Here is a 24905-nt window from a genome sequence, read left to right as displayed (position 1 = left end):
CTGATCCTTCATATCGCCAGCTTCCGTTGCATCGACCGCTGGACGTGCGCTCGTCTGACGGTGCCTGCCCGGATCGGGAACATAAGCACATCTTACTTGTTGGGCCGGGAGATTTCTCAGCACTACTGATGCGCAGCAAGCGGAGATGGAGCATGGCAAAGACGGTTGGCGATTTTATTGTCGAGCGGCTGTACGACTGGGGCGTGCGGCGGATGTTCGGCTATCCCGGCGATGGCATCAACGGCCTCTTCGGAGCCTTGAACCGGGCCGGCGGAAAAATAGAATTCATCCAGGCTCGCCATGAGGAAATGGCTGCATTCATGGCCTCTGCCTATGCCAAATTCTCGGGCGAGCTTGGCGTGTGCATTGCGACATCGGGGCCGGGTGCTACGCATTTGGTCACCGGGCTCTATGATGCGCGGCTGGACCACCAACCGGTGCTGGCGCTGGTCGGCCAGCAAGCGCGTCGGGCGCTCGGCGGTCATTATCAGCAGGAAGTCGATCTCCCGTCGCTTTTCAAGGATGTCGCAGGCGATTTCGTCCATCAGGCATCGGCGCCCTCCCAGGTGCGTCATCTGGTCGACCGGGCGGCGCGCATCGCGCTGGCGAACAAGACGGTGACTGCGGTCATCCTGCCCAACGACTTGCAGGAGATGCCATATGAGACCCCGCCACGTAAGCATGGCTCCGTCATGTCGGGTTTGGGGTATGTAGCTCCGAGGACCGTGCCGCACGAGATCGATCTGAAGCGCGCCGCCTCGGTCCTGAATGCGGGCAAGAAGGTTGCGATTCTGGTCGGCGCCGGCGCGCTGGGCGCAACCGACGAGGTGATCGCGGTCGCCGACCGACTGGGGGCAGGGGCAGCAAAGGCCCTGCTCGGCAAGGCCGCTTTACCGGACGATTTGACTTGGGTAACCGGCCCCATCGGCCTTCTGGGTACCGAACCGTCCTGGGACCTGATGCGGGATTGCGATACGCTGCTGGTTGTCGGATCCGGTTTTCCCTATTCGGAGTTCCTGCCCGAGGAGGGCGATGCGAAAGGGGTCCAGATCGATATCCGGCCTGACATGCTCTCTCTGCGTTATCCAATGGAGGTCAACCTTGTCGGCGATGCCCGGGAGACTTTGCAGGCACTCCTGCCGCTTCTCAAGCAAAAGCAGGACCTTGCCTGGCGCAAGCAGATCGAGACGAGCGTCGGCGAATGGTGGCGAACGCTGGAAACAAGAGCGCATGTCGAAGCCAATCCCGTCAACCCGCAACGTGTCACTTGGGAGCTTTCGCCGCGTCTGCCTGACGGCGTCATCGTGACAAGCGATTCCGGCTCCTGCGCCAACTGGTATGCGCGCGATCTGCGCATGCGGCGCGGTATGATGGCGTCCCTATCGGGTGGTCTCGCATCCATGGGAGCGGCGGTGCCCTACGCGATCGCCGCGAAAGTCGCGCATCCCGATCGGCCGGTCGTTGCACTGGTTGGTGACGGCGCCATGCAGATGAACAACCTGGCCGAACTGATTACCGTCGCCAAGTATTGGCGCAATTGGTCCGATCCCCGCATGGTCGTCTGCGTCTTCAACAATGAGGACCTCAACCAGGTGACCTGGGAGCAGCGTGTCATGGAAGGCGATCCTAAATTCGATGCGTCGCAACGCATTCCCGATGTTCCCTATCATCGCTTTGCCGAAATGATCGGCCTGCGTGGCATCTTCGTCGATCGGCCGGAGATGCTTGGTGCTGCCTGGGATGAGGCACTTGCCGCCCAGCAGCCTGTGGTCCTCGAAGTCAAGACCGATCCGGAAGTGCCGCCGATACCGCCGCACATCACCTTCGAGCAGATGCGCAACTTGAGCGCCGCCCTGCTGAAAGGAGATCCCGAGGAAAGCGGCGTGGTCAAGGGTACCTTGAAACAGGCGCTGAGTGCCGTCTTTGGTCGCCGCTAGAGAACCGGGATAACTTCGGGTCAGAAATCGGCATACTCGTTTCCAGTCGAAGGAGTGGCTGCCGCGGCGCAACGATCCGCGGCGGGCAAGCGTCCTGAACAAAAGCTTCACCCGCGCCGAGCGGGCTCCGTTGCTGCAAAATATCACCTGCGTCAATGCGATGGAACCGGCGGGCTAAAACCGAGTTATGCGGACATGAACCAGATGCTCCCCAAAGTCGGCGTTGCAGCGGCTACCGCAGAGGCCAAGCTTACCTCCGGATTGATCTACATTCCCAGCCTCAATGTTGGAATTACCCGAAAGCAGGGAAAGAACGGTTTCCTCTACTACTCGCCCACGGGAAAGCGGATCACGGAACCTTCGGAGATCAATCGCCTGAATGCATTGGCAATTCCTCCAGCCTATACGAACGTGGTGATCTCCTCCAATCCTCTTTCACACCTTCAGGCCATTGGAACGGACGCGCGCGGCCGCAAACAATACCGCTATCATCCCGATTGGCAGTCAGAACGGGAGCGCGCGAAGTTCGATCGCCTCGTCGATTTCGCGGCCCGCCTGCCGGACATTCGCCAACGGGTAGATCGGGATCTGCGCTCGCGAGGTCTGACCATGGAAAGGGCATTGGCGACAGTCGTCTGGATGCTGGACAATCTCTACATTCGCGTGGGTAACGTAGCCTATGCGGAAATGAACCGATCCTACGGCTTGACCACGCTCAGGAGGCGGCACGTGCAAGTGGAGGGTGGAAGCGTCAAGTTTCGTTTCACTGGAAAATCCGGCAAGGAATGGAACCTCGTTCACTATGACCGCCGCATCGCCAACATCGTGCGCCGCCTGCAGGAACTGCCGGGACAGCAACTGTTCAAATATGTCTGCGATGATAGCGGATGCCGTCAGATCTCATCGGAGGATGTAAATGCTTACATCCAGGAAACGGCCGGAGGCGATTTCAGCTCGCGTCAGTTCAGGACTTGGGGCGCGACCTGCATGGCAGTGTCCGCGCTGGCTTCGCTTAAGGTCGAGAAAACCGAGCGGGCTATCGCCCGCCAAATCAACAGCGTGGTCGACCCAATAGCATCACGGCTCGTGAACACCCGCTCAGTTTGCAAGTCCTCTTACATCCACCCGGCGGTTTTCGAGGATTTCCGGGCAGGAGTGCTTGCCGATGTTCTCAAGATCCGGACGAGTAGCAGCCGGCTTCTGGAATGGATGGAATTGGAGGAAATCCGCGTTCAGCACTGGCTCAGGAGGCGTGCTCAGAAGCGGCAATCTTCTGATTGAATTCAGGGAACCATGGTCTCCAAAGATGGTTCGAGATGAAGACTTCATCAGGACAGGAGAACGTCATGGTTATGCATCCGAAGCCTCCATTTCCAGCGCAGCAACAGGCGATGCCAGGCTATACAGCCGCCATGCGGCCGGTGCCGGATCATGGCGAGGAGAGCTATCGCGGATCCGGCAAGCTTGCGGGCAAAAAGGCGATCATCACGGGCGGTGACAGCGGTATCGGCCGCGCCGTCGCCATCGCGTTTGCGCGGGAGGGCGCCGACGTCCTGATTTCTTATTTGAAGGAAGAAGTGGATGCCGAGGAAACCAAACGCTGGATAGAAGAAGCAGGGCGAAAGGCGGTCCTCGTCGCAGGCGATATTCAGGATTCGCAGCATTGCCGGATGATCGTCGAAAAAGCGGTGGCGGAGCTTGGCGGGATCGACATCCTCGTCAACAACGCTGCGCACCAGGCGAGTTTTCATGAGATTGGCGATATCACCGATCAGGAATGGGAGACGACATTCAAGGTCAACATCCATGCCATGTTCTATCTGACCAAGGCGGCGGTCCCTCACATGAAGCCGGGGAGTGCCATCATCAATACGGCTTCGATCAATTCCGATACTCCCAACCCGACCCTTCTTGCCTATGCAACGACGAAAGGCGCTATTCAGAACTTCACGGCAGGCCTGGCGCAGCTCCTCGCCGACAAGGGCATCCGTGCCAACACCGTTGCTCCCGGACCGATCTGGACGCCGTTAATCCCATCCACGATGCCAGCGGAGGCAGTCGAGAATTTCGGCAAGCAAGTGCCCATGAAGCGTCCCGGTCAGCCGGTCGAGCTTGCAACCACCTATGTCATGCTCGCCGATCCGCTCTCCAGCTATGTTTCCGGCGCCACTATCGCGGTCACGGGCGGCAAGCCGATCCTATAGCGGCTGACCGAATATAGACGGCGGTCGCCTTCGTTTCGGAACATTCGGAATGGCAAACGGTTTGAATATTTATCCGGCATTTCAGTCCGGGACGTCGCGCCATTTGGCGCGATCGCAATGCTCGCAAGAAGGCAAAATGGAACGCAACCCGCAAGCACGTCACCGCATGATGATTTTCGTAGCGGCGATTTTCATTATTGCTTGCTGCATCGCAGTCTATTTTGCGTTCGAGTTTCATCCAGGCGAACCCGCTTTGCCGGCTACGGGCGTTGTGTCGACCAGCGGCCAATGACAGGAGCAAGCCATGAACAGCAAATTGCCACCAGTTCCCCCAGACAATCGAAGCGATAAGGGTGTTGGAGACCATTCCAAGGCCGCCGTTGCCGATCCGCACAAACCTGATGTTGCACGCGATCCCGATAAAATGGGCCAGCAAGGCAACAGCAGGATCAACACCAGCCATCAAGGTCATCAACAGGATCGATAAGGAGGAGCTAATGTCCACGTCGACCAAGACTCCCGCCAGCATCCGCCAAGGCGGCCCGGGCGCGTCCCATGAAAATGCCAAGGCGCCTCTGAACATTCCCAAGCCAGCCGCCGACCCCGATCGGCGCGACCGCAGCAAGGTTTCCGGCGGTGGCGGCGAACCCGATCGCCATCACAGCCACGACCCCAAGCGAAAAGGCGGGCATTAGGGGGAAGGTGCTGTGCATTGACGGCCAAAATGAAAGCGATTCTGGCATTATCGGCGCGTTTTCAACGCGATGGGAGAAATCGTGAAACCGCTTGATAGGGCCATGCGCATTGCGGTTGCCGCACATGAAGGCCAGACCGACAAAACGGGCAGGCCTTATTTCGAGCACTGCGAACGGGTCGCGAGGCTCATTTCAGATGAAGACGGCAAGATCGTCGCTTATCTCCACGACGTCGTCGAGAAAGGCGCCGGCTGGAGCATCGAGAGGCTGAGAAAGGAAGGTTTTTCATCCTCGGTGCTGTCGGCCGTCGATGCATTGACGATGCGGCGGGACGAGCCGGAGATCGCCTTTATAGACCGGCTGGCCGTCAATCCCTTGGCTGTTTCAATCAAGCAGATCGATATTGCGGACAATATCTGGCAGCTCGGACGGAAAAATGTGGACCCCGAAAAATACTGCCATGCCCTTCAAATGCTGTTTAGGGCAACAAGCCGATCTCAATAGGTGTTCGGGACCTGAAGCAGAGAGCGCGATGGAAACGACGATCGATATTCTAACCCACAATCTGCTCCTCTCGAGAATGGATATGGTAAGCCGATCCATGATCGTCTCGGCGCTAGAGCCGGTGGAGTTACCCGCGAAATACACGCTTTCGTCGTTCGAGAGAAAGACTGAGTTCTGCTATTTTTTGCGTTCCGGTATCGCCTCGGTCGTGGCTCGGTCGCCTCGAAACAAAACCAGCGAGGTGGGCATTATCGGCCGGGAGGGAATGGTTCCCGCTTCGCTGATCCTTCATAGCGGGCCTGCCGCTTTTGATATCTTCATGCAGGTGAGCGGCGATGGGCAGAGGATAAGGGTCGAATGTTTGGAGGAAGTGCTCCGGACCACTCCAACGCTCCGGGAACTGATTGGCAAATATGTTCACACCTTTCTCATTCAATCCGCGTATACGTCGCTTGCGAACGCCAATCATAGCGCTCAGGAGCGTCTGGCACGCTGGATATTGATGTGCCATGACCGCATGGATGGCGACCGCATCCCGTTGACGCATGAATTTCTTTCAACGATGCTCGCAGTAAGACGCCCGACCATTACCGATGCCTTTCACGTGCTGGAAGGCCGGCGCCTGATCTGGTCCGAGCGTGGTCTGATAACTGTGCGCGATCGTGCTGGTTTGGAGGCTTTCGCCTGTGATTGTTACGGGCGGGCCGAAAACGAGTACCGAAACCTGATTGGTGAGTTTCGCTAAGGACCAATTCTGACGCCCGTCAACGCCGGTCCGGATGCCGCCATATCGGACACCGATCTTCGCGAGACGATCGTGTTTCCTGAGGCAGATTTCTTGAGGGAAAGATCGGCTTCGCTCACTTCGTAACTCGATGTCAGGGCGACTTGATACCGGAGCGCTTTGGACACATAGGTATCTCAGCGAGCCGTCCAGCGAAAGGAACCAATCGCTACGCTGAGGGCAATGTTGTCGGGGCATTTGCCCGACTTGTTGACGGTAGAATATTGGCGAGGCATTTTGGCTTGCGATCAGGGATATCTGAAGTATTACGCAGGTAAGCGCATCCTCGTCGTCGAGGACGAGTATTTCCTTGCCGATGAAGCTCGCCGCCAGCTCGTCTCACTCGGCGCCACTGTTGTAGGGCCGGTTGCAAAGGTTGATGACGCGCTGGATCTGATTGATACCGTCGAGATCGATGCCGCTATTCTTGATATTCATCTGGGAGGCGAGTTCGTTTTTCCTGTCGCGGAGCGACTCGACAAGCTTGGCGTCGCATTTGTCTTCGCGACCGGCTATGATCCTTCCTTCATTCCCGACGAATTCCGAGGATTTTCGCTTTGCGAGAAGCCGGCAGAGTTGGAAAAAATCGCGCAGGCCCTTTGGGGAAACGGAAGCAAGGGGCTGCAATGACTGACGTTCATCAGTCGCCGAGCTGATTGACGATCTTTTCTCGTGCCCGATTGACCCGGCTTTTGATCGTGCCTATCGGGCAGCCGAACTGCTTGGCCGCCTCTTCATAGCTCACACCCTGAATAAACACCGCTTCGATTGCCGCGCGGTACCGTTCGGGAAGCTTTGCTATTGCGGTCTCAAGCTCATGTCCGCGTATCGACCATTCCTGATGGGGTGGGACAGACGTTCTGTATTCAGAAGCTTCACCCAAACCAACGTGCTCTCGTTTAGCAAGCCCAAATCGCGTGCAAAAGGCATTGCGCATGATTGTGAACAGCCATGATTTCAGGCGCGTTCCTTCTTCGAATTTATCAAGATTAGCCAGCGCCTTGACGATTGTTTCCTGGACGAGGTCGTCTATGTCGTTTGGGGAAGCGTAGAAATGTCGCGCGAAATTGCGCAGCGCGGGAACGAGTTCGATCAGTTCAGCGTCAAGTTTCGTATTCCGATTTTCACGGTTCATTCCAGCCTCCCAGGTTTTAGGGACAATTCCTCAAAACCCAGGTCGTTCCGCTGAAAAAGCGTGCTCTTGCCCATTCGTACGCTACCGTACGGAGGTACGTTTGATTTACCTCAGGGAGGGTTTGCCAAGACCTACGGCTGGAAGACTTCAGCGTTCAAAATCCCGCCTTTTTGAGACCTTCTCGATACAGGTCCTTGTGCCATCGCTCCTTCACGGGGACGAGCGACAGCCATTCATCAACGTCGAAAGCAGGATTGTTCTCGCGGACGCGACCAACGAGTGCGCGGGCTTCATCCTGATTGCCGAGCATTGCCCAGCTCGCTGCGGCAAGCCCGTCCGCTTGCCTTGGATCGGTCATTCGTCCGATATAATCGAGTACGGTCTGGAACTGGTTCAGGGCATAATTCGCTCGGGCGGCGATCCAGAGATAGACATCCGGATTGATGGGATTGAGATCTATGGCCCGCTGGATTTTTTCCAGAGCCAGGCCGGGCCGGGAAAAGTGGACCAGCGTGTCAGCATGGTCGGCAATAATATCGGCGTTATGCGGGCTGAGGGTCTCCGCTATTTCCAACGATTCCACGCTGCTGTCGATAGAACCCAGAAAAAGCTTGGCGACGCCCAGCTCGCGATAGCCGTCCGACAAATCGTTGCGAGCCGAGATAGCGCGTTCGGCAAAATCTTCGGCCGATTTCAGCAGTTGGTGCCCGCCGCGCGGGGTTAACCGCCATTCCTTGGAATAGGTGCGGGCAAGGGAGCCAAGGGCCGGTACAAAATCGGCGCTATGGCGCAGCGCGGCTTTCAGCTCCTTGCGGGCGTGCGTCAGGTTGGGCAGGGTAGGGCGATCGAGATATTGCAGCCCGACAAGGTATCGGTGATACGCGACAGGGCTTGGCTCAAAATATATGCGCGCCAATTCATGATGCTCGACCTTCGCGACAAAGATGCGCGCGATCTCCTGCGAGATTTCGCGCTTGTAGCGCGCGAGATCCGGTTTAGCGAAGGAGAAGTGCTCCGCCCACAGAATCTTGCTGCCTGGCAATGAGATGAGCTGCGTAACGAGCGTGGGATCTTCCCTCGGCCCGATTAATCGGCTCTCCAGGACGTAATTGATGTCGTATCGCTCGAGAAGCGTGGTTTGATCGCCGCTTTGGCGTCCGATCTGAGCGGCGGAGTAGGGGGCGATCACTCTCAGGCTATGCAGTGCGCTGAAGCCAAGGGTGATATCTTCGATCAGGGAGGATGCGAGTATCGTTGCCATGTCATCGGTACTGCCGCTGGCGGGCGGCAGTAATGCGAGACGTGGAATGCGCGAGATCGTCCGCAAAGGGATATCCTGTTCGGATATGGCGGTCGAATGCGGCGTGGCGGCCGATATTGATGAGCGAGAGGATGCCCGAAGGAGCGCCGGCCATGATGAGGCGAGATCCTTACGTTGCGCAAATATGCGTTTGAGTTGTTCCAGGCCGCCCTCGGCATCGAAAGCCTTCAACAATATACGATGCGTTGCAATGCCCTGCGGCTCGGCTTCGAAAAGAAGGAGAGCTGCCTCCTTGATGAGCGCGACATCGCCGGTCGCGGTCGGAAGCTTCACCGCCGCATCCAGTGTCTCCTTCAAGATCGCAAAGTGGCGCTTTCTTTCGCCCTGTCGCCAGTCGATGAAGGCTCTGGTCTGACAGTTGGCCCGCTCCATGAACTTTGATTGCAAGGCCTCGATCAAGCGAGCAAGGCTCTCTATGGGATCCTTGGACGTCTTTGCATGGGCCGGGAAGATGTCGCTGCTGAACGAACTGCTCGCCAAGTGAATATCTGTATCATCAAAGGTCAGAAATTCGGTGTTCAATTCCGATTGTCGGCTCTTGATACGAGAGACCAGCTTGCGAAGATTTGTCAGCGAATTCGCCAGGTCGCCATCGCCCCAGAGAAATCTCGCCATATTTGTCCTGCTGACGGATTTTCTATCGCTCGTGAGCAGATAGGCAATAATCAGAAGCGCCTTCTTGGGGAACTTTATTTGATGTTCGTCGCCATCCAGAAGAGCGATTTCACCAAAAGTTCTGAGTAAAAATTTCATCGCGCCTTCTATATTGCTTCAGATATATAACCGCGGCCGTCTTTCGCGCTCCGTCTGGATAAACGGCGAAATGACAGTGGAATCGATTATATATTCCTGATGCAATGCACAAATATTTGCAAATGAACTATTCTCGAGCTTTAATTTCGAAAGTTATTGTTGCACAAAAGCTCAGTTTCCCGACATTCATTCGACGTCGGCGAGCTCGCTTCCGATGCGGGTCCGTTAAGAAAACAGTCCTAATCGGCTAAATTCCATCTTCCCCGCAACTATTGGCGGTCGGAAAATTCATGACCAACGCAGTGTTAGAGAAGCTCCCAGCCTCCAGATACTTGCCCGCCACAGAAGTGGTAACTTCAATTAGGGTCAGGATTTTATTGCCCCTATCGGTCCATTCGCCAACAGAGCCTACGGCTTATACTTTGGTATAATGGCGGTGCACCATCGCCTGATTGACCGCTCTTCGCGGCTGTGACACTACGGGCATGTCTTCGCAACGTCAGGCGAAGGCTTACGAAACCAACAGATCAAGAAACCAATGGACAGCTACCCTAGTCGCTGTCCGGTCGTGGCGTCATGCTGCATCCGGACGGTCATCGCAACAATTTGGACCGCTGCCGGCATTCGCCGGGCGAGCGTCGGTCGGGCCTAGCCTGTCCGGCTCGCCCTTCGGATCTGCCGTCTGGCGGGCCGATGAGGTGAGCCATGAACAACATCGTTCTCTTCCGCGGACACAGGTTCGCAACCAAGTTTTCCGCCCCGGACGCTTTTGCCGTTTCGACCGGCAGCCGTCCGGCCGAACGTTCCGTATCGCCGCAGCGTTCGCGGCTGATCGCCATTTGGCACATCAATTCCCATACCGGGAAGCTTGAGTGCTTTTGGACGACGGAAAGCGTGCCTTCCCTTGATGAGGATGGCAGCCGTCGCGCGGCCTAACCGTTCCTTCTGAAAGAAGTATCTGTGGCGTCGCTATGCGGCGCCTACGTCGCGCCTTGGCTAAAAATTCCTGTCTTCAAAGGGTTATCACATGGTTTTCCTTGCTAACGATCGACGCGGGCGTAGTGCCGTTGCCACGTTGGCGGGTGCGCGTATCCTGCCGAATGGCTATGATCTCGCCGCATTCGCTTTCATTGCCGCCGCCGCCTATCTCGCACTTCGTGGTATAGCCGAGATGCGCGCGCCGCTGGCGGGCCTGTCCACGGCACCGCTGTCGTTCGACCCGGCCTATCTGCCCGAATATGCCCTGCGCACGACTTTGCGGATGATGGCGGCCATCATCGCCTCCCTCATTTTCACCTTCGTCGTCGCGACGCTTGCCGCAAAGAGCCGCCGCGCCGAGAAGATCATCATTCCGGCCCTCGACATTCTGCAATCGGTGCCGGTGCTCGGCTTTTTGACCTTCACCGTCACCTTCTTCATGGGGCTTTTCCCCGGAAGCCAGCTTGGCGCGGAATGTGCTTCGATCTTCGCGATCTTCACCAGCCAGGCATGGAATATGGCTTTCTCCTTCTATCAGTCGCTGCGGACGGTTCCGCGTGACCTCGATGAGGTCAGCCGTGGATTTCGCTTGTCGAGCTGGCAACGTTTCTGGCGGCTGGAGGCTCCCTTTGCCGCTCCCGGCCTCGTCTGGAATACGATGATGTCGATGTCCGGCGGCTGGTTCTTCGTCGTTGCATCCGAAGCGATCACGGTGGGTAACACCACCGTGCAGCTTCCGGGTCTGGGCTCTTGGCTGGCGGTTGCCATCGATAAAAAGGATTTCACCGCCGTAGGCTGGGCCGTACTTGCCATGGCAGTCGTCATCTTTCTTTACGATCAACTGCTTTTCCGCCCCATCGTCGCCTGGGCAGACAAGTTCCGCTTCGAACAGACCGCCGGGCAGCAGAGGCCGCGCTCCTGGGTTTATTCGCTGATCCGTCGCACGCGCTTCCTGAAATACGTGACCACACCTTTGGCCGCTGTATGGGGTCGGCTGATGCTCCTGCGGCTGTTGCCGGCCTCGCGTGCCGCCGCAAAAGACCAGCATCAACAGCGTCTTGTCAGCTGGGCTATCGATATGGCCTGGTATGCGCTGATCGCCGTCGTCGGTGCCTGGAGTGTGTGGGATGCGGTTTCCTATCTCAGCCAGACGCTCTCCTGGAGCGATGTCTGGATCGCTTTTGCCGGCGGGTTCGTGACGCTCATTCGCGTTGTTGTTCTGATTGCTGTCGCGAGTGTCATCTGGGTTCCGATCGGCGTCTGGATCGGCCTGCGTCCCGCTGTCGCGGAGCGCGTCCAGCCTCTGGCGCAGTTCCTGGCGGCGTTTCCGGCAAACGTGCTCTTTCCTGTTGCAGTGATTGCGATCGTTGCGACGGGCGCCAGCCCGAACATCTGGCTGTCGCCGCTGATGGTGCTCGGCACCCAATGGTACATCCTGTTCAACGTGATTGCGGGTGCGAGTGCATTCCCTACCGATCTGCGGGAGGTGTCCTCGGTTTACCGGCTGCGCTCGTGGACCTGGTGGCGGCGAGTGATGTTGCCGGGGATATTCCCTTACTACGTCACGGGAGCGCTGACCGCTTCCGGCGGCTCCTGGAACGCCAGCATCGTCGCTGAACTGGCGAGTTGGGGCAACACTAAACTCGAAGCCTTCGGACTAGGATCATACATCGCGAAAGCGACTGAGGCTGGTGATTTTCCGCGGGTCATCCTCGGTATCGTCGTCATGTCGATCTTCGTGACGCTCTTCAACAGAACGCTCTGGCGGCCGCTCTACGTCTTCGCCGAACGCCGCATGCGCCTCGATTAATTCAAGATCGGAGAACCGAATATGGAAAACGCTGTCATCTCCAGGAAGCTCGATATTGTAAAAAATGCACCGCTGGTTCTCGCCAAGCAGGTGTGCCAAGCCTACGACAAGGGGGCGTCCGGCTCGCTCGTCGTGCTCGAGAATGTCGATCTGCAGCTCTATCCCAATGAAATCGTTGGGCTGCTCGGCCGTTCCGGCTCCGGCAAGTCCACACTGCTGCGTGCGATTGCCGGCCTGATCCGCCCGAGCAAAGGCGACATCACCTTCGAAGGCCGCCCGGTCGTCGGCCCCAACTCCGATGTTGCCGTGGTCTTCCAGAGCTTTGCACTCTTTCCCTGGCTGACCGTGCTGCAAAACGTCGAACTGGGGCTGGAGGCGCAAGGCGTTGCGTCCTCCGAGCGGCGCAAGCGTGCACTCGCGGCCATCGACCTCATTGGCCTCGACGGTTTCGAAAGCGCCTATCCGAAGGAACTCTCAGGAGGCATGCGCCAGCGTGTCGGTCTTGCGCGGGCGCTCGTCGTTCGGCCGAAGGTTCTGCTGATGGATGAACCCTTTTCCGCGCTCGACGTGCTGACGGCGGAAACGCTTCGCACGGATCTGCTTGATCTGTGGTGCGAGGGCCGGATGCCGATCGAGTCGGTTCTCATGGTGACACACAATATCGAAGAAGCGGTGCTGATGTGCGACCGTATCCTGATCTTCGGATCGAATCCCGGCCGTGTGATTGCGGAGATCCATGTGGATCTGCCGCAGCCGCGCAATCGCCTCGATCCGGCCTTCCGCATGCTCGTCGAAGACATCTACGCGCGGATGACGGTAAAGACCGGTGCGCCCACGCGCGAAGGACTTTTCCCTGGCACGGGTATTGCGATGGCTTTGCCGCGCGTGTCGACCAACCTCATGTCCGGTCTGATCGAAACGGTCGCTGCTGAGCCCTATCGCGGGCAGGCCGACCTGCCGCCGCTGGCGGCCCATCTGCATCTCGATATCGATGATCTCTTTCCGGTCGCGGAAACGCTTCAACTCCTGCGTTTCGCTGATCTGGAAGGGGGCGACATCAAGTTGACGGCGCCGGGCTTGCGTTTCTTCGACGGCGACGTCGATGAACGCAAGAAACTCTTCGAACAGCACCTGGCGACCTATGTGCCGTTGGCTGCACATATTCGCCGTGTGCTCGACGAGCGGCCGACCCACCGCGCACCTGCACGGCGCTTCCGCGATGAGCTGGAGGATTACATGTCCGAGGATTATGCCGACACCACCATCAAGGCCGTCACGAACTGGGCCCGCTACGCAGAATACTTCGCCTATGACGAAAACGCCGATCTGTTCACGCTGGAAAACCCGAGTTGAAACCCCGTTGGAACGAATGCGAGAGGGCGCTGCCGGTTGAGGCGGCGATCATCTCATGGCATTCCAGGATTTGACAGGCCGCCTGGCCAGGACTTAGCGCATCAGATCCGGCGGGTCGCCAGCTTTGGCGGCACGGGAGAACGCGGTTGTTGTTTTGATGCTTCGGTTCGGGCAGTTTGCAGCTTCCGCACGCAATCTTGCGGAAGCCGTGATGCAGGGATGCCAGGGATGAGGCGTGAGTTTTTGAAATACCTCTTCGAAATGCCCTTGCTTTGGCTCGGCATTGCAGTTCTTGCCGCTCTCATTTTCATCGGCGATACGATCACCGATCTGGAGATCGCCTTCGCCGTTTTGTATGTATCCGTCATCTTGCTGGCGGTCTATTCGGGGCGGACCGGGGCTATCGCGATAGTCGGGATTGCATGTGCTGCTTTGACCGTCATCAGCTATTTCCTGACGCGTCACGGCGCTTCGCAGGCAGGCCTGATCAACAGTACGCTTAGCCTAGTCGCGATCGGCGCGACCACTTATCTGGCGATCAGGATCGAAATGCTTGATGCCAGGGCGAGGCAGGCGCAATCCGAGCTTGCACGCATGTCGCGTCTCATGATCGTCGGTGAGTTGGGCACATCGATAGCCCACGAAGTCAGCCAGCCGGTCACCGCAATTGCCGCTAACGGTAATGCCGCGCTTCGATGGCTGTCCGCAACACCGGCCGATCACGACGAAGCCCGCCGCGCCATCGAGCGAATTGTCGCGGATGCCGGGCGAGCAGGCGATGTCATCGGCCGTGTTCGCGGGCTCGTGGCGCGCTCGTCGCCCTCTAGCGACGCGATCGATCTGGTCGAGGCTATCAATGATGTACTGGAACTCGTTCGCAGCGAGATTCGACGGAATCAAATCCTGTTCCGCTCGGAATTGGCGAGCGATCTGCCATTGATGGCCGGCGATCGTGTCCAGCTGCAGCAGGTGATCCTCAATCTCGTTATGAATGCGATCGAAGCTCTGGCGGAGGTCGATGAGGAAACGCGCGAGCTGCTTGTCAGCGCTGCCGCGGACGAACGGAAGGTGACCGTCAGCGTGCGCGATACCGGCAGCGGCGTGCCAGCCGAAAGGCTCGACACTATATTCGAAGCCTTCTACACGACCAAGCCGAAGGGCATGGGGATGGGGCTTGCCATCAGCCGATCCATTATCGAGGCCCATGGCGGGACCATCTATGCCGCGCCGAATTTTCCACGCGGAGCCGTCTTCGGTTTCACCTTGTCGCTGAACGAAAGGGCAAAGGGGTAGGGCATGCAAGGACAGCAGCCGACCGTCTACGTGATCGACGACGATCCATCCGTGCGCGATGGGCTAGACAGCCTATTACGCTCCGTCGGCTACGATACGCGTGCCTTTGCATCGCCGCGGAATTTCCTGGCCTCTTCTCGGTCTGAGGGGCCAGCCTGCATCGTGCTCGATGTCAGGATGCCGGATGCGAGCGGTCTTGATTTTCAGGATGAGCTTGCGCGTATGGGATATGCAATCCCGATCATTTTTCTTACCGGGCACGGCGACGTGCCGATGTCCGTCAGGGCGATGAAAGCGGGGGCGGCGGAGTTTCTCTTGAAGCCGTTCCGTGAGCAGGATCTCCTCGATGCAATCAGGCAAGCGCTAGAAATCGATCGCATCCGGCTGCGCAAGCAGGCGGCGGAAGTCGATCTTCATGAGCGATTTTCGACACTCACGCCACGTGAACGCGAGGTGATGGCGCTCGTCGCACGAGGTCTCCTCAACAAGCAGATCGCTGCCGAGATCGGCCTCAGCGAAATCACTGTCAAGGTTCATCGCGGTCAGGCGATGCGCAAGATGCGGGCCGACTCCGTCGCCGACCTCATTCGGATGGCGGATAATCTCGGCCTCACGAACGATAAAGCCAGCGATACGGCGCCCGGGCTCCGTTAGTCTTGCAGCGCTCGTCCCCAGTCGCGAGGATCTCATGGCTTACGAATGCGGTGTCGCCACGCGGGTTAGTTCAATCCCGCGGAGTCGTTGGCGTTCCCTGGTGAAAGATCATCTGCCATCGCCCCTCGGTACGCTGCCAAATCGAACTCCGTAGAGTATGCCGCTCCGGACCGCTCTCTCCGGCCCACCGGATGCTTCTGTAGGTGACGAGGACAGCATCTGGTGAGATCGATCGAAAGGCATAGTCGCGGGAAATAATGGGAGGAGCGGCTTCTTCCCTCTTTTCTGCAGCCAGACCGGCGATCAGCTCATCTCTATCGTCGTAGACCGTACCGGAACTGCCAAATTCAACGAAGCCTTTGGCCAGCAATTCCGCCACGACTGCCGGCGACCGTCGTATTTCCGGGAGATGTAGCTTCTGCTCCAGCAGGCGGATCTCTTCAAGCTCGTGCTGGGGAACGTTCATTGTTCCAGCGACCTCCCGTGAATATCGATGTTTGTATGTCGTGGGCCTCAGTATGTCCCGAGCGCTTCCAGTTTTCTCTCCCGCTCGAACTTGTGGTCTTGATCATAGTCAGCTTCTCTAGATTGCTCCAACGCAGAGACGAAAAGTTCGGCGGCGTGACGACCCGCCTGTGTTCCGTCGTCTTCAATGACCGTTGCTATCCGCCTGAATAATTCGGACTCGAAGCTGCCGGCATTGTTCGAGGCATTCGGCCGTGCCAGTCTTGCACCACCATCCAGTCTGATGGCCGACACATAGAACTCGTCCTCGTAATCGGCTCCTGCTGAGGTCAGCTCAGCACGCCCATATAATAGCAACCCGGTTTCCCAGCGATCGCATAGGCGGATACTAAGCTCGTCAAACGAATATTCGCAGGAGAATTCTGAGGCGTACGTCATCATTCTCCCACCCTGGCGATCGATGATAGTTCGGCAACGCCGGCGCCCCTCACGGCATCTGCCGGTATGATTATGAAAGCATTCGGCTGTCTCAGCATGAATGACATTCTCCTTCGATGGCCTTGCGGCTTTTCCAATCGTTGCAATTGGCCTGTCCGGTTTCGCTGACTTCGGGCGAGGTCCTGCTCGTGCCCGGGCTCATTCCATTCAAGGCCAACGGCTCTTCTCGGTGAAGTTGCCATTCAACATGATGCATGTCAACATAATTTATGTTTATTGCGCAACTCAGATAGAAAATTGGTTTTATTTGCGTGCGATATGACCGCAGATCCGGCCGATGATCGTCAAGCGGTCCAATTCGACGGTAAAGGTTTCCAGTGCCGGATTGTCGGAGATGATCTTGACTTCGCTTGGCCGGCTAAAGGGAACTCGCTGCAAGCGCTTGATCTGCGGCTCCGTATAACCGTCGCTAATCGCATAGACCGTATCGGTGGTCATTTGGTTCTGTGAGAGATCGACGATGACGCGATCGCCGGGCATGTAGGTCGGCTGCATGGAATCGCCGACGACTTCCATGATGATCGTGTGGCTCGGTGACGCCTTGGCCTCGTTTCGCAGATAGCCGGTGGGGATAAGCCATTCTGCGACGATCTTGTGCCCGGCGACATTGCCTGAGCCGACGGGGAGGTTGATGACTTCGCCGACGACGCCGCTACCGGCGCCAAGTTTCACGTCCACTTCCGGTGTTGCGCCTTCGATCTGCGGCTTCCAGTGTTCGCGGCTGTAGCTAAGCTCGTCGCCGCTCTCGGCAAATCCATCGTGATCCTGCTCGTCGGGATCGAAGGACATGACAATGTTTGGCGCCGGACGTGCGGTTTTGCGCTGGCCTTCGCCGGTCAGAAGATAAGCCGCGGTCGTGCCGAATTTCTTGGCATAGCGATTGGCGACTTCGGCGCTGAATTCGTTCTGACCGTTTTCATGCGCACGATAGGTGGACAGGCTTACGCCCAGCGCTTCTGCCGCCTTCGTGGCTGATGGATAATTTGCGGCTTCGCGCGCCGCTCTTAGTCGTTCGCCCATGGATTTCTGCATCTTTTGACCCTTGCAAAATTTCCGACATAAATCATGTTGACAATATCATTATTATCAACATAATTTGTGTTTATCAAGATGCCTGTGGCGCAAAGCGCTGTTTGGCGGGTGAGCGGCGCGGCGCACTACGCGGCGGAGAATGTTTTGGAGGTGAAGTTATGATCATAGGCAATGGGAACAGGAGGGCAGCATCGCAGGCTGGATATTTCGATCGCTTTTGGGGGTGCCCCGGATGCCTTCGAACTCTGTCGATTGCGGAGGTCATCGAGCTACATTGTGAGAGTTGTGATGTAGCCGTCGAGCCTACGGAAATGACGAAGATCCGGTCTTTTTCCGAAGCAGCTGGTCAGGAGGCGCTGCCGTGATCGAAATGCTTCAGGGCCTTCTCGCCTGTATCGGCGCGGCGTTGCTTTTTGTCGCTATGGTGATCGCAATAAAGTCAGTCATTTGGAAATCGCCAATGCCATCCCTTGGGGATGAGGACTTCGGTGCTCCGGAGGGCGACCAAATTCATTTCCGCATTGCCGAAGACCCCATGCTTGCGCCCAAAGAGCCGGCACCGCCGGCGAAACTGCGCAGGCGGTAGGCGGACACCCAAACGTTAAAACTCAATCGGAAACTCTAGAGATAGACCTGGCCAAGCGAGCCGGGGGAGGTTGCTATGAACGAATTTCAAATCGGAACAGAAGCCGTTGCCGGCGGCCATCTCGGCTGGATTCGCAAGGTTCATCGAGCGACAAATGAGGTCCTCCGGGATAGGAGAGGTGAACCGATCGTCTTTGCGACGCAGGATGCTGCCAAGGCTGCAGCCGGCGAGGCGATGGTTGCTTATCTCAACACGCCGATGCTCCGCGATGGGGCGAGGGTGGAAGCGATTTCCAAGGCGGAGGCCTTCTTCAAACCCAAAACGGCCACCGCTATCGCCACCATTGGAAGCGCTTCGTGAGCCGAGAGGTATCAAATTCGCCGACGAAAGGGGTTGAACTGTCATGACCAAAGGTAGGCTGGATCTTATTCTCGATGGGCTCGGCATCAAGCTGGTTCCCGTCCATCGGCGCCGCGCACCTGCGGAGAGCCACGCGCGCGGTACGATGAAGGAAATCCGGGGCCGCTACGGCGATGGCCATCTGGTCTTCGTTCTGCGGTGTATCCGGCAGACCGGGAGCAATCGCGACGAGCTCTGGTCTGACACGATCGGTGCCGTATCCGATGTTCTGGCGCAACGCCAGGATTGGGCACTGCAGCGGCCAGGTGATCTTCTGGGTGCCTTCGATGATATCGGGCTTGCCACATTGCGCACGGATGCGGTGGCGCGGCGGCCGTGGCCCGTTCGGGCGACATTGCGAACGCTGATTTATCAGGAATTGGAGAAACGACTTGATGCACCGGCCCGCCTTGCAGTTTGACGACCTGTCCCGTCGCGCGGCTGAGATTGCCGACGTGAGCCTGATCATCCGTGCACGTTTCGTCGAAGCTGCCGATACGATGGTTCATCTCGACGTGCGCGGCATCCGGCCCGACAGGATGCGGACACTTTGGCCGGAGGTTTTGCCCGAACCGATGGATCATGCCGATATCCGCATTCGCTATCGGCCGAGTGCTGCGGCCATCAGTCGGGCAGAAGAGGTTTTGCAGGAATGGCTTCGGGTTCATGTTCAAGATGAGGAGCGGCGCATTCTGCTTTCGCGATGGTCCGTTTGCCTTGCCGCGCCTTATATTGCCGGCTCGTTTCGGGATTTTTGCGCGCGGACGGGGCGTGTACGGCGCACAGCCGAACGGCGTATTCACAGCGAGTTCCGGAATTTGGCCGATGTATTTCTCACTCAGTCACCGATGCTCCAGGAACCAGATTGGTCGCGCATATCGCCGATAATGCCGAATGCGCCTGGCGGGCTCGACCGGGCAAGGCCCAAGGCACCCAAACATGAAACACATTGGCTGCCGGAAGATGCGCGGCCCGTCTTCGATGCGGCAAGCCCCGAACTTGCCGAATTGGCTAAACGACTGGAGCGTGGGAACCGCAGGCGCGCCAAAATGAAAGTGTGAGCCGTCGCACTGATGCGGTCCGAACCCGCAATCATTGTGATGTGCAGATATCTCCGATTGGTGACTTTGTTCAACCAAGCGCAAAGACGCCAGCAGGGCGAGTCTTTGCAGTGACCTCGCCGAAATCTGGGACCGTGTATTCTGCCAAGAGCCGAAGACGCGATGTAGGCAGATGAGCTCGCCAGGGATCACCGATCAGAATCGTGATTTCCCGAGCCAGACAGCAGTCCAGAAATGCGATGACGCTCTCCGCAAGCGCTGCCTCATAGAAAAGATCCCCGACGCATATGACGTCGACGTCAGGTGGTTCGCTTTTCGTCAGGTCGGCGAGTATCGTATCGATCGTCACATCATTGAGCGCGGCATTGAGCTCGATAGCTGCGATTGCATAGGGATCGACGTCGGCGGCATACACTTTCGCTGCGCCTGCCTTTGCGGCGGCTATCCCGACAATTCCCGAGCCGGCGCCCAGATCTAATACGCGGTGACCAGCCACGCTTTCGGGCCCGTCGAGAAGATAACGGCTTAGAACCAGACCTCCTCCCCAGTAATGCGCCCAGTAGGGTGAACCGAATCGCGGATCTTGTTCTGCGAGGCGCCGCAGCCCGCTTTGTGGATTTGCTTTATGCACGTAAATATCGGGGATACCGGGAACGGGCAGGACCGGGAGATTGGCGGCGATGAACCGCCGAACCCAATCCTGGCTCACGGGACCATCCGAACTGCTGTTTCGTCTTGCCGAGATTCCTGTCGGCCGGCCTTTGCGCATCTTGAGTATTTTCGCGAATTGAGGGCTAGATCGTTTAGTTCGTCGGACTGGAGAATCCGATATTTACGGGGGATTTCAATTGGTTATTTGTAGCCCCGGTCAAAATTCTTATTCCTTGCGCGCTGATTGCCCTTTAAGGGTGTCGCCAATTGCGCCGAAATGGGGTATCTATTTTGGCATGATGAGAACAGTTGCAGCGACGCACTGTTGACCGCAAGCGACGTTTTAAACCGCTTGTTTTCTTTCAAAATTCCATCGGAAATCATGAAGCATGACCAATGCCGACAAGCCAGTCGCGCCGCGCAAACCGCGTGCGCGCCGTCGCAAGGTTGTTTCCACCGAGGATACGCCGCTTGATTACATGCTGAAAGTGATGCGCGACGACGAGGCGGACCAGAAGCGGCGCGATGAAATGGCGAAAATAGCGGCCTCCTATGTTCATCAGAAACCTAGCGAGCGCTCCGGCGCCGGGGCCAAGGGAGGCCGCGGCGTCACCATCGATCTAACCAATGCCACGGATGAGCAGCTTGCAATACTCGAATCTCTCTTCGGTCCGCTTGCCGGATCCGGCGACGATGATCGCAGCAATCCAAGAGGAGAAGGCGAAGCGGAGAGCTGAACGCGAGCAGATAGAGGTCGCAGCCCGGCTTGCCATGGATGCCGAGCGCATTCGTGCCAGCTGCCAGTCTCTAACCGGCTTCGTGCGAGAGGCCTGGCATGTCGTCGAGCCCTCGGTCGACTATGTCCACGGCTGGCATATTGATGCTATCTGCCGGCATCTTGAGGCGGTGACATCGGGCGAGATTACGCGGCTGTTGATCAACGTTCCGCCGGGCACGATGAAATCGCTCCTGTGCGGTGTCTTTTGGCCGGCATGGGAATGGGGGCCAAAAGGCAAGCCGCAGCTGCGCTATCTCGGCGCCTCGTATTCGGAACATTACGCCAAGCGCGACAATAGGCGCATGCGCGACCTCGTTGCCTCCGAATGGTATCAGACACTATGGGGCGATCGGGTCAGGCTGACAAGAACGGGCGAAATGGCTTTCGCCAATAGCTGCTTGGGCTCGCGGCAGGGTGTGCCGTTCTCCAGGTTGACTGGCGGCCGCGGCGATCGTGTCATCATCGACGATCCGCATTCCGTGGATGGGGCGGAATCGGAGGCCGAGCGCCTGTCCACCGTCCGCACCTTTCGCGAATCCGTCCCGACGCGGCTCAACGATCCCCAGCGCTCGGCGATCGTTGTCGTGATGCAGCGGCTGCATGAGGCGGATGTCTCCGGGACGATCCTGGCGCTTGGGCTCGGCTACGAACACCTGATGCTGCCGATGGAGTTCGAGCCGGAGCGGCGTTGCCGCACGTCGATTGGATTTGTCGATCCGAGGACGGAAGAGGACGAACTGCTTTTTCCGCAGCGCTTTCCTCGTGTGGTCGTCGAGCGGGACAAGGTTCCGCTCGGCTCCTATGCGGTGGCCGGCCAATTTCAGCAACGGCCTGCCCCTCGGTCGGGCGGTTTATTTCAGCGCGGCGATTTCGAAATCGTCGAGGCACTGCCTTCCGGTGCGAAGCGTTGTCGCGCCTGGGACTTTGCCGCTTCGAAGGCGCGTCCCGGTCGCAAGCCAGACTGGACCGTTGGTCTGCGCATGGCTTTGATCGATGGTGTTTTCTATGTCGAAACCCTCGCACGAGGGCGTTGGTCGCCCGCCGAGGTGGAGCGCAATCTCAAGAACACTGCGTCGCAGGACGGACCGACGGTGACGATCCGCATGCCGCAGGATCCCGGTGCAGCCGGCAAGGCTGATGCGGAAACCAAGATCAAGCTACTCGCGGGCTTTCCTGTAAAAACCATATCACCAACCGGGGATAAGGCGACACGCGCCAAACCCGCTTCGGCGCAGGCCGAAGCGGGAAACGTCAAGCTTTTGCGTGGGGACTGGAACGAAGCCTTTCTCGACGAGATTTGCGCCTTCCCGAACGGGCAGTTCGACGATCAGGTCGATGCCTTCGCCGACGCTTTGAACGAACTCGCGCTGAGTTCGTCCTTCAGTTTCAACAATTTCTAGGCTCGCTCGGGCGAGCTTCTTCATCACACGACATCAAAGGACAATCCATGGGGCAGGTATTCTCGATGGTTCGCGACGGATTGGTGAGCCTTGCATCCCGCATGGGCACTGATCGCGACAAGGCGGCATCCGTCTTCTACACGCAGCCTATCCTGACGGACGAACAGATCATCGCCGCCTATCGCGGCTCCTGGCTGCCGCGCAAGATCATCGACATTCCGGCTCTCGATAGCTGCCGGAAATGGCGAAACTGGCAAGCTGCGAGCGATCAGATCGGCTCGCTCGATGCGGAGGAACGCCGGCTTAATCTGCGCGGCAAAGTGCTGGAAGTCTCAACGAAAGCGCGGCTTTTCGGTGGTGCCGCCTTGTTCATAGGGTCCGGAGATGTAGATCCGGCCCTGCCATTGGAGATGGAGCGTGTCGGAAAGGGCGGCCTCAAACATCTGACGGTACTGACGCGCCGCCAGCTGGCTGCCGGGGACATAGAGAGCGATCCGACCTCGGAATGGTATGGCAAGCCCAAGTTCTATACGTTGACCGGTGCCAATGGCCTGCAGGTGACCATCCATCCGTCGCGGCTCGTCATCTTCAAAGGCGCGATGACGCCGAATGAAGAGTTTGGAGGAGTGGGTAATCAGGCTTGGGGCGAAAGCGTGCTGACCGCGACCTTCGATGCGATCAAGAATGCAGACAGCACGGCGGCCAATATCGCCAGCCTGGTCTTTGAAGCCAAGATCGACATCATCAAGGTCCCGCAATTCTCTGCCAATATCGGCAATCAGGCCTATGAAGATGCCGTGCTGCGCCGCTACGTGCTCGCCAATACCATCAAGGGGGTCAATGGAACGCTGATCCTCGATGCCGAGGAAGAGTACGACAGCAAGAGCGCGCCGCTTTCCGGTCTCACGGATATTCTGATGGCCTTCCTGCAGATCGTCGCCGGTGCGGCCGACATCCCAGTTACCCGATTGCTTGGTCAGTCTCCCGCCGGCATGAATGCGACGGGCACGGCCGACATGAAGAATTATCACGATCGCATCCAGGCCATTCAGGAGCTTGATTATACGCCGGCAATGTCCCGGCTTGACGAGTGTCTCATCCGCTCTGCCACCGGTTCGCGCGATCCCGCCATCTATTCGACCTGGGCACCGCTGGAGCAGATGAGTGAGAAGGAGCGGGCCGATATCTTCAAGACGAAGGCTGAGGCGGCGCGAGCCTTGTTTGGCTCAACTCAGGGAGAGGAAATCATTCCTCGCCAAGCGCTCGCAAAGGCATTGCTGAATACCTTTGTGGAGGATGGATCGCTGCCGGGTTTGGAGACGGCAGCAAAGGCATCCAGCCAATCGGATGAGGTCGAGCAATTCGAAACGGATCCCCGCGCGACCTAACGAACCGACGACGTCGCGCCGTCGACGCGATGGGCCCGCTTTGCCTCGGTGAGTGGCTTTAACCCGAACCAGATTGGCTTCGGCCAGGAGAAATCCCAACATGAATTTCACAGACACTGTCACCGTCGCGGGGACGCGGCGGACGGGGGACGGCTACCTTGTGGCTGACGCCCGCATCGCCCGCACCGGCATTCAAACCTATGCCGGCGCCGAAATCGGCAGGCCCGAAATGCCGACGGTACGGATCTACCGGCCCGGTGGCGAGGTCTTTTCCGAAGACACGCTCAAGAGCGCCGCTCACCGCCCGGTGACAAATGAGCATCCGCCCGAGATGGTCACCTCGGAAAACTGGAAGAAATATGCCGTTGGTCAGACCGGAGACGAGATCGCCGGCGAAGGCATCTTCCTTCGCGTGCCGCTGATGGTCAGCGACGAGGAAACGATCCAAGCCATCGAAAGCGGCAAGCAGGAGCTTTCCGCCGGCTATGTCTGCGATCTCGATTTCACCGCCGGCTTGACGCCTGCGGGCGAGGCCTATGACGCCATCCAGCGAAACATTCGTATCAACCATATCGCCATTGTGCGCCGTGGCCGGGCGGGCACGAAAGTCCGCATCGGCGATGCAGCCGCACCGTGGGGCTGCTCTCCTCTCGCAGCCCCACGCCCCCTTTCCGATGACAAGCAAAGCAAGGAAGGAATGATGCCCACAAAGACAATTGTGATCGATGGCGTCGAGATCGAAGTTTCCGATCAGGCCGCGGAGATTATCACGACATTGCGTCAGCGCCTTGCTGACGCCGAGGCCGGCCATCAGAAGGCGATTGCAATCCGCGATGCAGAACTCGATACGCTGAAAGCGGCTCTTCTCGACGAAGCGGAGATCGAGCGCCGCGCTGAGGCGCGCGCCGATCTGATCGGCCTTGCCAAGGCGATTGCCGATAATATCCAGACATCCGGTCTTTCGGACGCTGCCATCCGCAAGGCCGTCGTGATCGCCAAGGCAGGCGAGGGAGCCGTCCAGGGCCGATCGGACGCCTATATCGATGCCCGCTTCGACATGCTGGCCGAAGGGTTGCGCAAGAAGCCGGACCTTTTTGCTGATGCCATCAAGGACGGCATCAGCCCGATGCAGCCATCCACATCCCCGGCCTTTGCCGCCTACGCCGCCATGGTGCGCGATCTCGAGAGCGCTCATCTGGCTGCCAACCCCTCTTAACAGGTCAACG

29 protein-coding genes are annotated in these 24905 nt (G+C 58.1%); 23 read left to right on the top strand and 6 right to left on the bottom strand.

The window, feature by feature from the left end:
• Positions 1 to 152 precede the first annotated feature (152 nt).
• From RTCIAT899_RS11845 to RTCIAT899_RS11810, 9 genes are all read left to right on the top strand, one after another.
• Positions 153 to 1937, top strand: coding sequence for a thiamine pyrophosphate-requiring protein (locus tag RTCIAT899_RS11845; protein WP_015340476.1), 1785 nt, complete (start codon positions 153 to 155; stop codon positions 1935 to 1937).
• Between the two features lie 195 nt (positions 1938 to 2132).
• The gene (locus RTCIAT899_RS11840; protein ID WP_015340475.1) at positions 2133 to 3218 is read left to right on the top strand and encodes a DNA topoisomerase IB; all 1086 of its coding nucleotides are present in this window, start codon (positions 2133 to 2135) and stop codon (positions 3216 to 3218) included.
• A gap of 65 nt (positions 3219 to 3283) precedes the next feature.
• Positions 3284 to 4141 (top strand): SDR family oxidoreductase, encoded by an 858-nt coding sequence (locus RTCIAT899_RS11835; protein WP_041677568.1) that lies wholly within the window; start codon positions 3284 to 3286, stop codon positions 4139 to 4141.
• Positions 4142 to 4190: 49 nt separating this feature from the next.
• Positions 4191 to 4433 (top strand): hypothetical protein, encoded by a 243-nt coding sequence (locus RTCIAT899_RS11830; RefSeq protein ID WP_015340473.1) that lies wholly within the window; start codon positions 4191 to 4193, stop codon positions 4431 to 4433.
• A 12-nt stretch (positions 4434 to 4445) separates the two neighbouring features.
• The gene (locus RTCIAT899_RS31925) at positions 4446 to 4628 is read left to right on the top strand and encodes a hypothetical protein (protein WP_015340472.1); all 183 of its coding nucleotides are present in this window, start codon (positions 4446 to 4448) and stop codon (positions 4626 to 4628) included.
• Between the two features lie 10 nt (positions 4629 to 4638).
• The gene (locus tag RTCIAT899_RS11825) at positions 4639 to 4836 is read left to right on the top strand and encodes a hypothetical protein (protein ID WP_015340471.1); all 198 of its coding nucleotides are present in this window, start codon (positions 4639 to 4641) and stop codon (positions 4834 to 4836) included.
• Positions 4837 to 4938: 102 nt separating this feature from the next.
• Positions 4939 to 5340, top strand: a complete 402-nt coding sequence (locus tag RTCIAT899_RS11820; protein ID WP_210305355.1) for an HD domain-containing protein — start codon at positions 4939 to 4941, stop codon at positions 5338 to 5340.
• Positions 5341 to 5368: 28 nt separating this feature from the next.
• The gene (locus RTCIAT899_RS11815) at positions 5369 to 6085 is read left to right on the top strand and encodes a Crp/Fnr family transcriptional regulator (protein ID WP_015340469.1); all 717 of its coding nucleotides are present in this window, start codon (positions 5369 to 5371) and stop codon (positions 6083 to 6085) included.
• A 276-nt stretch (positions 6086 to 6361) separates the two neighbouring features.
• On the top strand, positions 6362 to 6754 hold the full coding sequence (locus RTCIAT899_RS11810; protein WP_015340468.1) for a response regulator: 393 nt from the start codon (positions 6362 to 6364) through the stop codon (positions 6752 to 6754).
• Between the two features lie 10 nt (positions 6755 to 6764).
• Here RTCIAT899_RS11810 and RTCIAT899_RS11805 read toward each other — a convergent pair whose 3' ends face one another.
• Positions 6765 to 7259, bottom strand: a complete 495-nt coding sequence (locus tag RTCIAT899_RS11805; protein WP_015340467.1) for an RNA polymerase sigma factor — start codon at positions 7257 to 7259, stop codon at positions 6765 to 6767.
• 154 nt (positions 7260 to 7413) lie between these two features.
• Positions 7414 to 8586: a hypothetical protein gene (locus RTCIAT899_RS33050; protein WP_135488280.1), complete on the bottom strand. Its 1173-nt coding sequence runs from the start codon at positions 8584 to 8586 to the stop codon at positions 7414 to 7416.
• A gap of 432 nt (positions 8587 to 9018) precedes the next feature.
• Here RTCIAT899_RS33050 and RTCIAT899_RS33045 point away from each other — a divergent pair, with 432 nt between their 5' ends.
• From RTCIAT899_RS33045 to RTCIAT899_RS11775, 6 genes are all read left to right on the top strand, one after another.
• Complete coding sequence (locus RTCIAT899_RS33045; RefSeq protein WP_135488281.1) at positions 9019 to 9324, top strand: hypothetical protein; 306 nt, start codon at positions 9019 to 9021, stop codon at positions 9322 to 9324.
• Between the two features lie 714 nt (positions 9325 to 10038).
• Positions 10039 to 10269 (top strand): hypothetical protein, encoded by a 231-nt coding sequence (locus RTCIAT899_RS11795; RefSeq protein ID WP_041677566.1) that lies wholly within the window; start codon positions 10039 to 10041, stop codon positions 10267 to 10269.
• Between the two features lie 91 nt (positions 10270 to 10360).
• Positions 10361 to 12121, top strand: coding sequence for an ABC transporter permease (locus RTCIAT899_RS11790; protein ID WP_015340465.1), 1761 nt, complete (start codon positions 10361 to 10363; stop codon positions 12119 to 12121).
• Between the two features lie 21 nt (positions 12122 to 12142).
• On the top strand, positions 12143 to 13474 hold the full coding sequence (locus RTCIAT899_RS11785; protein WP_015340464.1) for an ABC transporter ATP-binding protein: 1332 nt from the start codon (positions 12143 to 12145) through the stop codon (positions 13472 to 13474).
• A gap of 228 nt (positions 13475 to 13702) precedes the next feature.
• Positions 13703 to 14767 carry a sensor histidine kinase gene (locus RTCIAT899_RS11780; RefSeq protein ID WP_015340463.1) on the top strand — a complete coding sequence of 355 codons (1065 nt, stop codon included), beginning with the start codon at positions 13703 to 13705 and terminating at the stop codon, positions 14765 to 14767.
• A gap of 3 nt (positions 14768 to 14770) precedes the next feature.
• On the top strand, positions 14771 to 15421 hold the full coding sequence (locus tag RTCIAT899_RS11775; protein ID WP_015340462.1) for a response regulator transcription factor: 651 nt from the start codon (positions 14771 to 14773) through the stop codon (positions 15419 to 15421).
• A 70-nt stretch (positions 15422 to 15491) separates the two neighbouring features.
• Here the strand turns inward: RTCIAT899_RS11775 and RTCIAT899_RS11770 are convergent, their stop codons facing one another.
• The 3 genes from RTCIAT899_RS11770 to RTCIAT899_RS11760 form a co-directional block, all read right to left on the bottom strand.
• Complete coding sequence (locus RTCIAT899_RS11770) at positions 15492 to 15887, bottom strand: nuclear transport factor 2 family protein (protein ID WP_015340461.1); 396 nt, start codon at positions 15885 to 15887, stop codon at positions 15492 to 15494.
• Between the two features lie 47 nt (positions 15888 to 15934).
• Positions 15935 to 16327 carry a hypothetical protein gene (locus RTCIAT899_RS11765; RefSeq protein WP_015340460.1) on the bottom strand — a complete coding sequence of 131 codons (393 nt, stop codon included), beginning with the start codon at positions 16325 to 16327 and terminating at the stop codon, positions 15935 to 15937.
• 300 nt (positions 16328 to 16627) lie between these two features.
• Positions 16628 to 17416, bottom strand: a complete 789-nt coding sequence (locus tag RTCIAT899_RS11760) for an XRE family transcriptional regulator (RefSeq protein WP_015340459.1) — start codon at positions 17414 to 17416, stop codon at positions 16628 to 16630.
• A gap of 370 nt (positions 17417 to 17786) precedes the next feature.
• Here RTCIAT899_RS11760 and RTCIAT899_RS11750 point away from each other — a divergent pair, with 370 nt between their 5' ends.
• From RTCIAT899_RS11750 to RTCIAT899_RS11735, 4 genes are all read left to right on the top strand, one after another.
• Positions 17787 to 18002, top strand: a complete 216-nt coding sequence (locus RTCIAT899_RS11750; RefSeq protein WP_210305356.1) for a hypothetical protein — start codon at positions 17787 to 17789, stop codon at positions 18000 to 18002.
• A 75-nt stretch (positions 18003 to 18077) separates the two neighbouring features.
• On the top strand, positions 18078 to 18362 hold the full coding sequence (locus RTCIAT899_RS11745; protein ID WP_015340457.1) for a hypothetical protein: 285 nt from the start codon (positions 18078 to 18080) through the stop codon (positions 18360 to 18362).
• 43 nt (positions 18363 to 18405) lie between these two features.
• Positions 18406 to 18822 carry a hypothetical protein gene (locus RTCIAT899_RS11740; protein WP_015340456.1) on the top strand — a complete coding sequence of 139 codons (417 nt, stop codon included), beginning with the start codon at positions 18406 to 18408 and terminating at the stop codon, positions 18820 to 18822.
• Positions 18797 to 19462, top strand: coding sequence for a DUF6362 family protein (locus RTCIAT899_RS11735; protein WP_015340455.1), 666 nt, complete (start codon positions 18797 to 18799; stop codon positions 19460 to 19462). Before RTCIAT899_RS11740 ends, RTCIAT899_RS11735 begins: the two co-directional genes overlap by 26 nt.
• A 70-nt stretch (positions 19463 to 19532) precedes the next feature.
• Here the strand turns inward: RTCIAT899_RS11735 and RTCIAT899_RS11730 are convergent, their stop codons facing one another.
• Complete coding sequence (locus tag RTCIAT899_RS11730) at positions 19533 to 20231, bottom strand: class I SAM-dependent methyltransferase (protein ID WP_015340454.1); 699 nt, start codon at positions 20229 to 20231, stop codon at positions 19533 to 19535.
• A 271-nt stretch (positions 20232 to 20502) separates the two neighbouring features.
• Between RTCIAT899_RS11730 and RTCIAT899_RS11725 the strand changes: the two genes are divergently transcribed.
• The 4 genes from RTCIAT899_RS11725 to RTCIAT899_RS11710 all read left to right on the top strand — a co-directional run bounded on the left by RTCIAT899_RS11725 (position 20503) and on the right by RTCIAT899_RS11710 (position 24895).
• Positions 20503 to 20850: a hypothetical protein gene (locus RTCIAT899_RS11725; RefSeq protein ID WP_015340453.1), complete on the top strand. Its 348-nt coding sequence runs from the start codon at positions 20503 to 20505 to the stop codon at positions 20848 to 20850.
• The gene (terL, locus tag RTCIAT899_RS11720) at positions 20807 to 22291 is read left to right on the top strand and encodes a phage terminase large subunit (RefSeq protein WP_015340452.1); all 1485 of its coding nucleotides are present in this window, start codon (positions 20807 to 20809) and stop codon (positions 22289 to 22291) included. The genes RTCIAT899_RS11725 and terL overlap by 44 nt, the downstream gene beginning before the upstream one ends.
• A 47-nt stretch (positions 22292 to 22338) precedes the next feature.
• A complete protein-coding gene (locus tag RTCIAT899_RS11715) occupies positions 22339 to 23679 on the top strand; it encodes a DUF1073 domain-containing protein (protein ID WP_015340451.1) in 1341 nt (446 codons plus the stop codon).
• 100 nt (positions 23680 to 23779) lie between these two features.
• Entirely contained in the window at positions 23780 to 24895 is a 1116-nt protein-coding gene (locus RTCIAT899_RS11710) for a DUF2213 domain-containing protein (protein WP_015340450.1), read from the top strand.
• Positions 24896 to 24905: the final 10 nt, after the last annotated feature.

Origin of the sequence: Rhizobium tropici CIAT 899, from assembly GCF_000330885.1 — a bacterium.
Lineage (GTDB): Bacteria > Pseudomonadota > Alphaproteobacteria > Rhizobiales > Rhizobiaceae > Rhizobium > Rhizobium tropici.
Note: the sequence above shows the minus strand (reverse complement) of the source record. Positions and strands in the feature narration are given on the sequence as shown.